Source organism: Celeribacter marinus, from assembly GCF_965656515.1.
Taxonomy (GTDB): Bacteria; Pseudomonadota; Alphaproteobacteria; order Rhodobacterales; family Rhodobacteraceae; genus Celeribacter; species Celeribacter marinus_D.
In genome coordinates this window covers 19097-34055 of record NZ_CBFHKW010000015.1, presented here as the reverse complement: position 1 = coordinate 34055, position 14959 = coordinate 19097, and the positions used below count along the sequence as shown (strand labels likewise).

The window sequence follows — 14959 nt, the reverse complement described above, 5'->3', positions numbered from 1 at the left end:
CGTAGCGCTCCATGAACCGCTCGCCCTCGGAGTTGGTCAGATAACCACCCTCCCCGCGCGCGCCCTCGGTGATCAAACAGCCGGAGCCGTAGATGCCCGTTGGGTGAAACTGAACGAACTCCATATCCTGAAGCGCTAGACCCGCACGCGCCACCATGCCGCCGCCATCACCCGTACAGGTGTGCGCAGAGGTCGCGGAAAAGAATGCACGACCATAACCGCCCGTGGCCAGAACGACCATCTTGGCTTTGAACACATGCATCGTGCCGTCATCAAGTTTCCAACACACAACGCCCTGACACTGGCCGTCCTCGGACATGATCAGATCGATGGCGAAATACTCAACATAAAATTCAGCGTTGTTTTTGAGCGATTGACCGTAGAGCGTGTGCAAGATCGCGTGACCGGTGCGGTCGGCGGCGGCACAGGTGCGCTGCACGGGGGGGCCTTCGCCGAACTCGGTTGTGTGACCGCCAAAGGGACGCTGATAAATCTTGCCTTCTTCGGTGCGCGAAAACGGAACGCCGTAGTGCTCTAGCTCGTAAACCGCCTTGGGCGCTTCGCGGGCGAGGTATTCCATCGCGTCCGTATCCCCGAGCCAGTCGGAGCCTTTGACGGTGTCATACATGTGCCACTGCCAGCTATCAGGCCCCATGTTGCCAAGGGAGGCCGCGATGCCGCCTTGGGCCGCGACCGTGTGGGAGCGGGTCGGGAACACTTTGGTCACGCACGCCGTGCGCAACCCCTGTTCCGCCATGCCAAGCGTCGCACGAAGGCCGGAGCCACCCGCGCCAACCACAACCACGTCATAGTCGTGTACTTCGTATTCATATGCAGCTGTCATTGAGATTATTCCTTACAGCGCGAGTTTCACGAGCGCGAAGAGGCCGGTGGCCATCAGCGCATAAGAGAACATATTCACCGCGATAATGGTGAGCTTGCGTTTTAGTCCGCCCACGTAGTCCTCGATCAACACCTGTGCGCCGCGCATGAAATGCACAAAACCCACAACAAGGGTCAGACCTGCGACGATAGCGGGAAAGGGGCGCGCATAATATGCGGTCACGTCCTCATACGAGTCTCCGATTGCGGACCCCACGGTGAAGATAAACAAAGGCACGAGGATCAAAAGGCCAATCGACGAGACAATCATAAACCAATGATGCGCGGCCCCATGCCCTGCGGCACCAAGGCCTTCGGCTTTTTTACGGTCGGTGAGAAATGCCATGATAAGCCTCCTTAAACCACGATTGCGGTGAAGATGGTGAGGACCGTGGCGCCGACAAACATGCCCCAGCCCAGTTTCTCGGAAATCGCGACCTCGAGGCAATAGCCGAAGTCCCAAAGCAGGTGACGCACACCACCCAAAAGGTGATACCAAAGCGCCCAAGCCGAGAAGAACATGATCAGATCACCCACCCAATAGGTGACAATGCCATCCACAACCTCAAAATACGCCGATGATGTCGCGGCGGCCAACAGCCACCAAACAATCAACATCGCAGCTAGAATTAGGGCGTTGCCCGTAATCCGAACCATAATAGAGGAGATAGACGTCATTTGAGGCCGGTAATACTGGCCGATCATAAAGGGTGATAGCGGGCGATTATCGCCGTTAGCATCAGCCATGGCACTGTCCTTTTACGATAGATGCGGTCATTAAGTTGCCCCATGTATTGCGCGTTTTACACGCCAAGTCACCACCTGAGTGCGCTAACATTTTGTGAAAATGAACACATTGGTGTCGAAAAACACAATGCGTGATCACAAATAATATACTGTGATCACAAAAATGTGGTCACATCTCCACTTTTGAATTCATCACAGGCCACACAGATCAAACCTGTGTGAAACTGTCGGAATTTAAACGCATATCCGCGGCACACAGGCGCGCGATTCTCACGCCATCCCCACGCGGAACATCACGGAATTTGCCTAAGATTTCATTGAGGCGCGAAAAATCACGTTGGCATCAACGCCCAGTAGTCTAGATCAAGCAAGACATCGGGATGGTATTTGCCCGCATCCGTCTTGAGCGAGAACTCGGGCGCGCCATGTTTATACGCGACCAGACGCAAACGGATCGCCCCCACACCGGGCGCAGATGTCTGCGCCTTATCGAGCACTTCGGAATAGGCCCGCACGGTATCCCCCGCAAAACACGGATTGGCATGTGCGCCGCCATTCAATCCAACAATCATCTGCGCGTTTGCAAGCCCGTTAAACGACAACGCCCGCGCCATCGAAATTACGTGACCGCCATAGATCAATTGTTTGCCGTCCTCACGGTTGGTCGCGTCGAAATGCACTTTCGCGGTGTTCTGCCACAACCGCGTGGCGATCATGTGCTCGGCTTGCTCAATCGTGACGCCGTCGACATGATCGATTTTTTCACCCATACCGTAATCGCCAAACCGGTGGGCCTCACCCGCCAGTGTGAAATTATACTGTGCGAAATCCAACCCCTCGGGGATCACGAGATCTTTCGCCTCCAACGCGTCCGCCAACACCGGTATCACCGTTTCGGGCGCGGGCGCGTCCACGTTTTTCTTGCGCACCATGACCCAGCGCACATAATCAAGGACTGCCTCATCATGCTGGTTGAACCCCGTTGTGCGCACCCACACCACACCTGATTTACCATTCGAGTTTTGCTTGAGACCGATCACTTCGGACACAGAGCGCAGCGTGTCGCCCTCAAACACAGGCCGCAACCATCGCCCCTCGGCATACCCAAGATTGGCCACCGCATTCAAAGAGACATCAGGCACGGTTTTGCCAAAGACAACGTGAAACGCGATCAGATCATCCAGTGGCGATTTTTCAAGGCCGGATGCCTGCGCAAACTCATCTGAGGAATAGAGCGCGTGACGGGCGGGATAGAGCGCGTGATAGAGTGCGCGCTCCCCCCCCGACACCGTACGCGGCACAGCGTGCTCGATCACTTGTCCGATTGCATAGTCTTCAAAAAAGCGTCCCGAATTGGTCTTCATGTCTCTCACTCTCTCCAACGTCGGGCGCCCTCAAGGGCCTTAGAGCGCGCCCAATTTGACATCGCGGGAATACTCCCCCTCCGCCTCTTTTATAACCGCCTGAGCGCAGCGCATTTTACCGCTACTCTCATCATAGGCGTAGGCGGGGGAGCCGTGTAGCTCCCACCCCTTGCTTAGGGCCTCTGTCACGCGGTGACAAAAGTCCGATGTGTCGTCCTCTGTGATCAAACGGTAGGCGCGCATCGCTGCCCCCTTACATCGGGAACGGCGATGGGCCGATCCATGCGTGAAGACCGCCAATCACAAGGTAGACGACGAGGGTGATCACACCCAAACGGATATCGCCCGCTTTCGAGCCACCTTTATAGGGGGCAAAGTCGTGAACCTGTTTGTTGATAAGTGTCATTTCCACGAGTGACCAAACCAACATACCGCCAAACAAAACAAGGCTCGCCACATCCGTATTCACCAACAGGTGCGCCACAGCCCAAACGAGCATACCGGTGAGCATCGGATGACGCATCTTGGCCCGCAAACGGCTTTTGGATTTTCCAAGCCCGAACAACGCGACAGATATAACCATCAGCAGGTTATTGATATGACGGAAAAAGTCGGGCGTAGAATACAGATCGACGGTCTCGGTGGACCGGTAGCCCACGACCATCAACACAACAGACACCAGCAAAACGAGCGCAATCGGCCCACGGCCCTTTGCGCCCAAATTGGCACGCGCATCTGGCGCCAGACGTTTAAAGAGATGACCGCCGCTCCACAGCAACATGCCCAAAATAAGTAAACCCATATCTATCTCCCTGACCCCGTGGGGCGGTTACCCCATGGATTGAATGGCATCATGTTTGGCGAGTGTCGCCCGAGCCGTCACGATATGCAGGTTTTCAACGATTTTACCATCCACAACCGCAACACCTTCGCCTTTCGCTTCGGCCTCATCAAAGGCGGCGATCTGGCGGCGCGCGAGATCAATTTCCGCCTCGGACGGCGCAAACGCGGTATTCGCGATCTCCAATTGCGCAGGGTGGATCAGGGTTTTACCGTCAAACCCCATGTCACGGCCCTGGTCGCATTCAACCCGTAGCCCGTCCTCATCCTTGAACGCATTATAAACACCATCAAGCGCGACAAGCCCGTAAGCCCGCGCAGCGATCAAACAAAGGTGCAAGCCGCCCATCATCGGCAAACGATCGGCGCGAAAGCGCGTGTTCAACTCTTTGGCCAAATCGTTGGTGCCCATCACAAACCCCGCCATACGTGGGTGTGCGGCGATTTCGGCGGCGTTGATCATGCCCAGCGGCGTCTCCATCATCGCCCAAAGCGGCACATCGGGAATGGCGCGCGCCAGTTCCTCGACCATCGCGGCGCTCTCCACCTTTGGCAGTAAAATACCGTCAATGTCCGCACCGACGAACGCCGCCACATCATCACGTCCCCACGCGGTATCGAACCCGTTCACACGGACAATCTTGGCCCGCGCCCCATAGCCCCCTGCCGCGATCGCATCCCGTAACATCTCGCGCGCATTTGCTTTTTCATCGGGGGCCACCGCATCCTCAAGATCGAACAAGATCGCATCACATGCGAGACCCTTGGCCTTTTCCAACGCGCGCTCTTTCGAGCCAGGGATGTAAAGAGCGGAACGATAGGGGTGGGCCTGTGACATTGATTCTTCCTTCGAGAAATTCCTGAAAGCAACATTGTTGCGCACAAGGCCACAGGTGCGCACCATTATGCAAGGCAAAATTTGCCGCATCGCAGAAATTGATCGAGGCGCCCGACCGCCGATGTCCGCCAAACCCCTCCCGCAACCACGGGCTATGACATCACGTCAGTGCGTCGAAAATTAGCTTGGTGCCGGTAACCACAAGGAAAATATAGGCTAGAGCAAAGAACAGCTTGTCCGACATCTTGTGGTGCAAATACGCCCCGATCAATACCCCCAGAATGGCAAACGGGAACAACATCGCATCCGCCTTGAACGTGTCGGCGTTGAAAATCCCGACCACAAAATAGGGAATGAACTTGAGGAGATTCACCGCCCAGAACACGATCACAGATGTGGCCTGATAGGTGGTCTTGTCCATCTTTTGGCTCAGCAAATACACCGCCGCAGGTGGCCCGCCCGCATGAGAGATGAATGAGGTGAACCCCATCACCATCCCCCAAAGCAACCCGCCCTTTGCGCCCATCTGCACCTTGGGTTGCGGCAACCATCCTTTGGTCTTCGCGCCTTGGTAGATCACAAATCCAACCGCCACGACCCCGATCAAAAACCGGAACACATCAGGCGAGGCAATCCCGTACAAAACGCCACCAAGCGCAATCCCCGGCATCGCACCAATGATCAAACGCCGCGCCACGGGCCAGTCCCATTTGCGCCAAAACACCCGAATGGCCGTCACATCCATGATCATCAACAGCGGCAACATCAGCCCCACCGCCTGACCCGGAGTGAGAATCAATGCCAAAAACGGAGTGGCCGCAAATGCGGCAGCCGACCCAAATCCGCCCTTTGACATGCCCGCAAAAATGACCGCAGGAATGGCAAAAGCGAAAAAATGTGCATCAAATGGCATAGACTGGTCCAATTCAGTTTTTAGCGATTTTTCTTGAGGAATAAGGGCTGGTTAACGCTAACGCTAGTCCAAAGCTACCCGTTCTGCAGCGCAGCGGTCTTGCACGAATGCGGGGAACGGGCTACCCATGCGCCCGAATTCATCGTGATTTCGCCCAACAAACTGGAGTTATGAAAATGGCCAGACCCAAGATTGCCCTCATCGGCGCAGGTCAAATCGGCGGCACCCTCGCCCACCTCGCAGCAATCAAAGAACTCGGCGATGTCGTCCTGTTCGACATCGCAGAAGGCACCCCGCAAGGCAAAGCCCTCGACATCGCAGAGTCCGGTCCCTCCGAAGGCTTCGACGCCAAACTCAAAGGCACCACTGATTACGCCGACATCGCAGACGCAGACGTGTGCATCGTCACCGCCGGTGTGCCGCGCAAACCCGGCATGTCGCGCGACGACCTGCTCGGCATCAACCTCAAAGTTATGAAATCCGTAGGCGAAGGCATCAAAGAACATGCTCCGAACGCCTTCGTGATCTGCATCACAAACCCGCTCGACGCGATGGTTTGGGCACTGCAACAGTACTCTGGTCTGCCCACAAACAAAGTGGTCGGCATGGCGGGCGTTCTCGACAGCGCACGTTTCCGTCACTTCCTCTCGGTTGAATTCGATGTGTCCATGAAAGACGTCACCGCCTTCGTTCTTGGCGGTCACGGCGACACCATGGTGCCGTCCACACGCTACTCCACCGTTGGCGGCATCCCGCTGCCCGATCTGGTGGAGATGGGCTGGACCACACAGGAGAAACTGGACGCGATCATTCAGCGCACCCGTGATGGCGGCGCCGAAATCGTTGGCCTGCTGAAAACCGGTTCCGCATTCTACGCGCCCGCAACATCGGCAATCGAGATGGCCGAAGCCTACCTCAAAGACCAACGCCGCCTGCTGCCATGTGCGGCCTATTGTGATGGCGAACTGGGTCTCGACGGCTTCTACGTTGGTGTTCCGACCATCATTGGCGCGAACGGCATCGAAAAAGTTGTGGACATCAAACTGTCCAAAAGCGAGCAGATCATGTTCGACAAGTCGGTTGAGGCCGTGAAAGGTCTCGTTGAGGCCTGCAAAGCCATCGACGGCAACCTCGTCTAAGCACACTCTAGGCGCTGACGTACAAAGAAACCCGCCCTGTTTTGGGGCGGGTTTTTTCGATGCCTGCACTTTAGTCTTCGCGGGCCTTAGCGCTGTCGTACAACGCGTCTCTCGTGGATTTAATACTGCGAAGGCTTTTACGGGTTTTCCAATTATTTTTCTGTATCACCGCGCGCTCGGCCGCCGCGCAGCCCAACTTTAAATGCCCCGCGTTTTGTGCAGCCTTCACCAGACTAACCAGATAGGGCGCGGCATCTCTGCGCGCGCGCAGCTGATGGTAAAACGATTGGCGCGTCAATGTTCCGCCCAGCGCCTCAAGCACGATAGGCTTGAGGATTTCCATACGCCGCAACATCGGGGGCACTTTATGGGTGAAATGACGTGCGGGTAGCGGCTCGATCTGCGTGCCTTTGAGCCGCTCTACATGCGCGCGGTCCTGTGGAACAAACGGATCAAACACAACAAACGCGCGCCCTGTATCCAACGGGGTCTCCGCAACATCCGTGAACGCACCAGACCAATCGCCCAGCCGCATCGCGGATGTATATCTACGTTCAAATTTTGCACGGCGCGGGCGCAGGGTCGATTGTGGAGCAAAGGCGAGAACCGTTGGGTTGGATGCCAAAGGCGAAAACGCCAATGCGCCAAACCCGCCCATCGACGCACCGTAAAAGGCGGTATTCGGATAGGAGTCAAACAAGCCCTGCGCCTGAAGTTCGTACAAATGCTCCTTAAGATCGGGGCATTGAAACCAATCCAAGCGCTTGGCCATCACACCAAGAGTGCCCCACCCCTGCCTATCCAGAAGAGGGAACCCGAACGGTGTGCGTTTTTCTTTTTCACGCGGCGAGGCGAGGTTGTCAAAACAAACGACAAGACGGTCTGCCCCGGGACTATATGACAACACGTGATGTTCGGTTTCGACAAAAAACCCACCGCGCTCAACGCACAGCGAACGCAGCCACTCGAACCCTTGCGGCAATGGCGTGTGCGTGCCGGAAAGACTGCTTTGCTCGATCACCTGTGCGTCACTTTTTTCTGGTCACTTATTACTTATTACTTGTTACTCATACGCTAACAAACAGGCGTTTCGAAGAACCTAACAGCGGCGGCATTCATCGACAAGTGTTCGGCCCGCCTCAACGCAACATTGGCCTACCACGCCTGCTGATTCTGAGATTGGCGATCTATTTGTGATCACACTATTTATTACTGTGATCACAAATGATCGAAACATGGCCTGTTTATCGCTAACACGGCAAAAAACCGTTTCTTAAGACTATTCGTGTGTGTCATGTCCTTGGGTAACCGAAAAAGGATAGGACAGTTTTATGAATATCCACGAGTATCAGGCCAAGTGCCTTCTCAAGGAATACGGCGCACCGGTCTCTGACGGGCGTGTTGTTTTAAATGCAAACGATGCCAAAGCAGCCGCAGGTGAGCTTGACGGCCCACTTTGGGTTGTGAAGGCTCAGATCCACGCGGGCGGCCGCGGCAAAGGCTCTTTCAAAGAAGCCAATGCTGGTGAAAAAGGCGGCGTTCGCCTTGCCAAATCCGTTGAGGAAGCCGCACAAGAAGCAAACGCCATGCTCGGTCATACTCTGGTCACGCACCAGACTGGTCCAGCAGGCAAACAGGTCAACCGCATCTACATCGAAGATGGCTCTGACATCGCGCGCGAACTCTACCTCGCGCTTCTCGTGGATCGCCAGACATCTCGCGTGTCCATCGTGGCCTCCACCGAGGGCGGCATGGACATCGAGGAAGTGGCAGAAAACACACCCGAGAAAATCCTGTCCTTCTCCGTCGATCCCGCTACGGGCTTCCAAGGGTACCACGGCCGCCGCGTCGCGTTCTCGCTTGGCCTTGAGGGCAAGCAGATCAAACAATGCGCACAGTTGCTCGCCAACCTGTACCGCATGTTCGTCGAAAAAGACATGGAGATGCTCGAGATCAACCCATTGATCGTCACCCCTGCGGGCGACCTCAAATGTCTCGATTGCAAAGCCGGCTTTGATGAAAACGCTTTGTACCGTCACGCCGACATCGTGGGCCTGCGCGACGAAACCGAAGAAGATCCCAAAGAGCTCGCCGCCTCCCAGCACGACCTCAACTACATCGCTCTTGACGGCGAAATCGGTTGCATGGTCAACGGTGCGGGTCTGGCGATGGCCACAATGGACATCATCAAACTCTACGGTGCAGAACCTGCCAACTTCCTAGACGTAGGTGGCGGCGCGACCAAAGAGAAAGTGACCGAAGCGTTCAAGATCATCACATCTGATCCAAACGTCAAAGGCATCCTCGTGAACATCTTCGGCGGCATCATGCGCTGTGACGTCATCGCCGAAGGCGTGATTGCAGCCGTGAAAGAAGTCGGCCTCGAAGTGCCCCTCGTTGTCCGCCTCGAAGGCACCAACGTAGAGCTCGGCAAAGAGATCATCAAAAACTCCGGTTTGAACGTGATCGCAGCTGACGACCTCAAAGATGGCGCTCAGAAAATCGTTAAAGCAGTGAAGGGCTAACAGACATGGCAATTCTCGTAGACGAAAACACCAAGGTTCTTTGCCAAGGCTTCACTGGCTCACAAGGCACCTTTCACTCCGAGCAAGCAATTGCATACGGCACCAAGATGGTTGGCGGCGTCACACCTGGAAAAGGTGGTTCAACCCACCTGGACCTGCCTGTGTTCAACTCCGTGCACGAAGCCAAGCACGTCACAGACGCAAACGCGACCGTGATCTACGTGCCGCCCCCCTTTGCCGCCGATTCCATCCTTGAGGCGATCGACGCCGAAATGGAACTGATCATCTGCATCACCGAGGGCATTCCCGTGCTCGACATGATGAAGGTCAAACGCGCTCTAGAGGACAGCAAATCCCGCCTCATCGGCCCGAACTGCCCTGGCGTGATTACACCTGACGCGTGCAAAATCGGCATCATGCCCGGCCACATCCACAACCGTGGCTCTGTGGGTGTTGTGTCCCGTTCCGGTACGCTCACATATGAGGCCGTGAAACAGACGTCCGACCTTGGCCTTGGCCAGTCGACCGCTGTTGGCATCGGTGGCGACCCGATCAAAGGCACCGAACACATCGATATCCTCGACATGTTCCTCGATGATCCGGAAACCCATTCGATCATCATGATCGGTGAAATCGGTGGCTCCGCCGAAGAAGAAGCCGCTGAATTCCTCGCCGAGCAGCGCAAAAAAGGCCGCTGGAAGCCAACGGCTGGCTTCATCGCGGGCCGCACGGCCCCTCCAGGCCGCCGCATGGGCCACGCAGGCGCAATCGTCGCCGGTGGTAAAGGCGATGCAGAAAGCAAGATCGAAGCGATGAAATCCGCAGGTATCGTTGTGGCCGACAGCCCCGCCACCCTTGGCGAAGCTGTGATGGAAGCCATCAAAAACGGCTAATCAGCCTTAGGGTCTAACCACCCGCACACATCCGGCCTGTGCCCCCACAAAACGGGGCGCAGGCTTACGCACAAAAGGCGATGCGCGCCGAAACTGCACCAGATAACCCTTGCGCACGAGCGCCCCAGAAAGGTCACGACGATGAACGACCAAAGCCCGAACGATACTTTCCACGCGTCCTCTTTCATGCAGGGCCATAACGCGGAATACCTCGAACAGGTTTACGCGCAGTACACCCAAGATCCCGCCTCGGTGGATGCATCTTGGGTCGAGTTCTTCGCAGCACTTGGTGACGATGCGCGCGATGTTCAGGCCGAGGCCGCAGGCCCGTCTTGGGCCCGCGCCGACTGGCCGCCCGTACCAAACGATGACCTAACCGCCGCCCTTGACGGGCAATGGGCAGAACCCGCCGTGGTCGAGCAAAAGATCAAATCGAAAGCGGCCGAGAAAAAGATCGATATTTCCGAGGATGCCGTCAAACGCGCCGTTCTGGATTCTGTTCGCGCGTTGATGATCATCCGCGCCTACCGCATCCGTGGCCACCTCGTGGCCGACCTTGACCCGCTGGGCATGCGTGACGCGACACCCCATCCCGAGCTTGATCCCAAATCCTACGGCTTTACAGATGCCGACATGGATCGCCCGATCTTCCTCGATCAGGTTTTGGGTCTGCAAACCGCATCCATGCGCCAAATTTTGGAAATCGTGAAACGCACCTATTGTGGCACATTCGCGCTCCAGTACATGCACATCTCCAACCCCGAAGAGGCCGGTTGGCTCAAAGAGCGCATTGAGGGTTACGGCAAAGAGATCGCCTTTACCCGCGAGGGCCGCAAAGCCATCCTCAACAAACTGGTTGAGGCCGAGGGTTTCGAGAAATTCCTGCACGTCAAATACATGGGAACCAAACGTTTCGGCCTTGATGGTGGCGAAAGCTTGATCCCCGCGATGGAACAAATCATCAAACGCGGCGGCAACCTTGGCGCAAAAGAGATCGTGATCGGCATGCCCCACCGTGGCCGTCTGTCCGTCTTGGCCAACGTGATGAGCAAACCCTACCGCGCGATTTTCAACGAATTTCAGGGCGGCTCGTCCAAGCCTGAGGATGTCGATGGGTCAGGCGATGTGAAATATCACCTTGGTGCCTCGTCAGACCGCGAGTTTGACAACAACAAAGTCCACCTGTCACTGACCGCTAACCCCTCGCACCTTGAGGCGGTGAACCCCGTTGTGCTCGGCAAATGCCGCGCCAAAACCGATCAAAACAACGACCCGCTGCGCACCTCGGTCATTCCGATCCTGTTGCACGGTGATGCGGCCTTTGCGGGTCAGGGCGTTGTAGCCGAATGTTTCGGCCTGTCGGGTCTACGTGGCCACCGCACCGGTGGCACGATCCACATCGTTGTGAACAACCAGATCGGCTTTACCACCGCCCCGCACTTCTCGCGCTCCTCACCCTACCCGACCGACAACGCGCTTGTGGTCGAGGCTCCGATTTTCCACGTCAACGGTGACGATCCAGAGGCCGTGGTGCACGCCGCCAAAGTGGCCACCGAGTTCCGCCAGAAATTCCACAAAGACGTGGTGATCGACATCTTCTGTTATCGCCGGTTTGGTCACAACGAAGGCGACGAGCCGATGTTCACCAACCCCGCGATGTACAACCGCATCAAGCGTCACAAGACGACATTGCAACTCTACACCGAACGCCTCGTCAAAGACGGCCTCATTCCCGAGGGCGAGATCGAGGATATGAAGGCGGCATTCCAGTCCCACCTCAACGAAGAGTTCGAAGCGGGCAAGGATTACAAACCGAACAAAGCCGACTGGCTTGACGGACGCTGGAAACACCTCAACGCCGAAGGCGAAGAGTATCAGCGCGGCGAAACCGCCATTTCCGAGAGCACGATGGCGGACGTTGGCCGTGGCCTGACCACTTATCCTGACGCCTTCAACATCCACAAAACCGTGGCCCGTCAACTCGAAGCCAAGTCAAAGATGTTCGAGACGGGCGAAGGATTTGATTGGGCAACGGGCGAGGCAATCGCCTTTGGATCGCTCCTCACCGAAGGCTACCCCGTGCGCCTCGCTGGCCAAGACAGTACACGCGGCACCTTCTCACAGCGCCATTCGGGTCTCATCGACCAAGGGTCCGAAGATCGCTACTACCCGCTCAACTCCATTCGTGACGGCCAAGCCAACTACGAAGTCATTGACTCCATGCTCTCCGAGTATGCGGTGCTCGGCTTTGAATACGGCTACTCGCTTGCCGAACCAAACGCACTGACCCTATGGGAAGCCCAGTTCGGCGACTTCGCCAACGGCGCTCAGATCATGTTCGATCAATTCATCTCCTCGGGCGAAAGCAAGTGGTTGCGCATGTCGGGTCTCGTCATGCTCTTGCCACACGGCTACGAGGGCCAAGGGCCGGAACACTCCTCCGCCCGCCTCGAGCGCTTCTTGCAAATGTGTGGTCAGGACAACTGGATCGTCGCCAACTGTACGACACCTGCCAACTACTTCCACATTCTGCGCCGCCAGTTGCACCGCAGCTACCGCAAGCCACTCGTCCTGATGACGCCAAAATCGCTTTTGCGCCACAAACTCGCGACCTCCGTGGCCGCCGATTTCACCACCGGCTCCTCGTTCCACCGCGTGTTGTGGGATGATGCAGACGCAGGCTACCGCACAGGTAAATCCGATATCGCGCTTAAAGCCGACAAAGACATCAAACGCGTCGTGATCTGCTCGGGCAAAGTCTACTACGACCTGCTCGAGGCCCGCGATGCCGCGGGCAAAGACGACATCTACATCTTGCGCCTCGAACAGTTCTACCCGTTCCCTGCCCTCTCGATGGTCAAGGAATTGGAACGCTTCAAAGGGGCCGAAATCGTCTGGTGCCAAGAAGAGCCAAAGAACCAAGGCGGCTGGAGCTTCGTCGAACCCAACATCGAATGGGTTCTCACACGCATCAAAGCCAAACATACCCGCCCCATCTACGCGGGCCGCAACGCCTCGGCATCACCCGCAACGGGTCTTGCCTCGAACCATAAAGCACAACAAGCAGCGCTCGTGAATGACGCGCTCAATATCGAAGGATAACCAGATGTCCGTAGAAATTCGCGTCCCGACCCTTGGCGAAAGCGTCACCGAGGCCACCGTTGCCACATGGTTCAAAAAGCCGGGCGATGCCGTTGCCGTTGATGAAATGCTCTGTGAGCTTGAAACAGACAAAGTCACCGTCGAAGTGCCCTCCCCCGCCGCAGGCATATTAGGCGAAATCATCGCCGCAGAGGGTGAGACCGTTGGCGTTGACGCCCTGCTCGCCACCCTCTCCGCAGGCGAGGGTGCGGCCCCCGCACCCGCCGCCAAAGCCGCCGATACTCCGGCTGCCCCTGCGGCCTCATCAGCTGGCGAAAGCATCGACGTGATGGTCCCGACCCTTGGCGAATCCGTCACCGAGGCCACAGTCTCCACATGGTTCAAATCCGTAGGCGACACCGTGGCTCAGGACGAAATGCTGTGCGAACTCGAAACCGACAAAGTTTCCGTCGAAGTGCCATCCCCTGCGGCCGGTGTCATCACCGCGATCGTGGCCAATGAGGGTGACACAGTGGACGCCTCCGCCAAACTGGCCGTGATTTCCTCCGGCTCTGGGGCCGTAGTCGCCGCGCCCGCAGCGGCCGCACCAGCCTCCACAGGCGGTAAAGATATTGAAAACGCGCCCTCCGCCAATAAACTCATGGCCGAAAAAGGCATCGATGCCGCATCCGTGACGGGCACAGGCAAAGATGGCCGCATCATGAAAGAGGACGTGATGAACGCAATCAACGCCCCTGCCGCAAAACCTGCAGCACCCGCCGCACCACGCGCGCCCGCTGCGGCCGATGATGCGTCCCGCGAAGAGCGCGTGAAAATGACCAAGCTGCGCCAAACCATCGCGCGCCGCCTCAAAGAGAGCCAGAACACCGCCGCGATGCTCACCACCTACAACGAGGTCGACATGACCGAGGTGATGGCCCTGCGCAACGAATACAAAGACCTGTTCTTTAAAAAGCACGGCGTCAAATTGGGCTTTATGTCCTTCTTCACCAAGGCCTGCGTGCACGCGCTGAACGAAGTCCCCGAAGTGAACGCCGAAATTGACGGCACCGACGTGGTCTATAAAAACTTCGTCCACATGGGCATCGCCGCTGGCACGCCACAGGGCCTCGTGGTCCCCGTGATCCGTGATGCGGACGCAATGTCATTTGCCGACATCGAAAAAGCCATCGCGGAAAAAGGCGCACGCGCCCGTGACGGCAAACTGTCGATGGCCGAAATGCAGGGCGGCACCTTCACCATCTCCAACGGTGGTGTCTACGGCTCGCTGATGTCCTCGCCCATCCTCAACCCGCCACAGTCGGGCATCCTCGGCATGCACAAAATTCAGGACCGCCCAATGGCGATCAACGGCCAAGTCGTCATCCGCCCGATGATGTACCTCGCCCTGTCCTACGACCACCGCATCGTCGACGGCAAAGGCGCCGTAACCTTCCTCGTCCGCGTCAAAGAAGCGCTCGAAGATCCACGTCGTTTGCTGATGGATTTGTAGTAATACTATGGGCGGGCCTCTGGCCCGCCCAACTCATTGCGAAAACCATAAATGACCCCAGACCTCATCCCCCTCGCCCTCGTTGGCCTCATGCACATCGCGCAATTCGCCGTGGCCTCTTATATGGCCAACGTCGATCTCGGGCCGGGCTATACCACCTCTGCGCGCGACCGTGCGCCGAGCCGTGAGATGCGTTTGACCACCGCGCGGATGTTGCGTGCCTA

The 14959-nt window shown here is 57.0% G+C and carries 14 protein-coding genes; 5 read left to right on the top strand and 9 right to left on the bottom strand.

The genetic code is table 11. The features are described 5' to 3' along the window. From ACTG34_RS05435 to ACTG34_RS05400, 8 genes are all read right to left on the bottom strand, one after another. On the bottom strand, window positions 1–844 hold an 844-nt coding region (locus tag ACTG34_RS05435; RefSeq protein WP_439103974.1), incomplete at its 3' end, for an FAD-binding protein. A gap of 12 nt (window positions 845–856) precedes the next feature. Beyond that, complete coding sequence (gene sdhD / locus ACTG34_RS05430; RefSeq protein WP_439103973.1) at window positions 857–1228, bottom strand: succinate dehydrogenase, hydrophobic membrane anchor protein; 372 nt, start codon at window positions 1226–1228, stop codon at window positions 857–859. An 11-nt stretch (window positions 1229–1239) separates the two neighbouring features. Further along, entirely contained in the window at window positions 1240–1629 is a 390-nt protein-coding gene (gene sdhC / locus ACTG34_RS05425) for a succinate dehydrogenase, cytochrome b556 subunit (protein WP_439103972.1), read from the bottom strand. Window positions 1630–1961: 332 nt separating this feature from the next. Then, window positions 1962–2993 (bottom strand): MaoC family dehydratase, encoded by a 1032-nt coding sequence (locus ACTG34_RS05420; RefSeq protein ID WP_439103971.1) that lies wholly within the window; start codon window positions 2991–2993, stop codon window positions 1962–1964. A 39-nt stretch (window positions 2994–3032) separates the two neighbouring features. Next, the gene (locus ACTG34_RS05415) at window positions 3033–3236 is read right to left on the bottom strand and encodes a DUF1737 domain-containing protein (RefSeq protein WP_062220362.1); all 204 of its coding nucleotides are present in this window, start codon (window positions 3234–3236) and stop codon (window positions 3033–3035) included. A gap of 10 nt (window positions 3237–3246) precedes the next feature. After that, window positions 3247–3795 carry an NnrU family protein gene (locus ACTG34_RS05410; protein WP_439103970.1) on the bottom strand — a complete coding sequence of 183 codons (549 nt, stop codon included), beginning with the start codon at window positions 3793–3795 and terminating at the stop codon, window positions 3247–3249. A 27-nt stretch (window positions 3796–3822) separates the two neighbouring features. After that, on the bottom strand, window positions 3823–4671 hold the full coding sequence (locus tag ACTG34_RS05405) for an HpcH/HpaI aldolase/citrate lyase family protein (protein ID WP_439103969.1): 849 nt from the start codon (window positions 4669–4671) through the stop codon (window positions 3823–3825). 160 nt (window positions 4672–4831) lie between these two features. Further along, complete coding sequence (locus tag ACTG34_RS05400) at window positions 4832–5584, bottom strand: sulfite exporter TauE/SafE family protein (protein ID WP_439103968.1); 753 nt, start codon at window positions 5582–5584, stop codon at window positions 4832–4834. 176 nt (window positions 5585–5760) lie between these two features. Between ACTG34_RS05400 and mdh the strand changes: the two genes are divergently transcribed. Further along, window positions 5761–6723 (top strand): malate dehydrogenase, encoded by a 963-nt coding sequence (gene mdh, locus ACTG34_RS05395; RefSeq protein WP_439103967.1) that lies wholly within the window; start codon window positions 5761–5763, stop codon window positions 6721–6723. Between the two features lie 70 nt (window positions 6724–6793). Here the strand turns inward: mdh and ACTG34_RS05390 are convergent, their stop codons facing one another. Further along, window positions 6794–7744, bottom strand: a complete 951-nt coding sequence (locus ACTG34_RS05390) for a hypothetical protein (RefSeq protein ID WP_439103966.1) — start codon at window positions 7742–7744, stop codon at window positions 6794–6796. A gap of 310 nt (window positions 7745–8054) precedes the next feature. On the opposite strand from ACTG34_RS05390, the gene sucC reads away from it, so the two are divergent. From sucC to odhB, 4 genes are all read left to right on the top strand, one after another. Continuing rightward, window positions 8055–9248, top strand: coding sequence for an ADP-forming succinate--CoA ligase subunit beta (gene sucC / locus ACTG34_RS05385; protein WP_439103965.1), 1194 nt, complete (start codon window positions 8055–8057; stop codon window positions 9246–9248). A gap of 5 nt (window positions 9249–9253) precedes the next feature. Continuing rightward, window positions 9254–10141 carry a succinate--CoA ligase subunit alpha gene (sucD, locus tag ACTG34_RS05380; protein ID WP_439103964.1) on the top strand — a complete coding sequence of 296 codons (888 nt, stop codon included), beginning with the start codon at window positions 9254–9256 and terminating at the stop codon, window positions 10139–10141. Between the two features lie 141 nt (window positions 10142–10282). Then, window positions 10283–13243 (top strand): 2-oxoglutarate dehydrogenase E1 component, encoded by a 2961-nt coding sequence (locus tag ACTG34_RS05375; protein WP_439103963.1) that lies wholly within the window; start codon window positions 10283–10285, stop codon window positions 13241–13243. A gap of 4 nt (window positions 13244–13247) precedes the next feature. Continuing rightward, complete coding sequence (gene odhB, locus ACTG34_RS05370) at window positions 13248–14735, top strand: 2-oxoglutarate dehydrogenase complex dihydrolipoyllysine-residue succinyltransferase (protein WP_439103962.1); 1488 nt, start codon at window positions 13248–13250, stop codon at window positions 14733–14735. The last annotated feature ends 224 nt before the right edge of the window (window positions 14736–14959 follow it).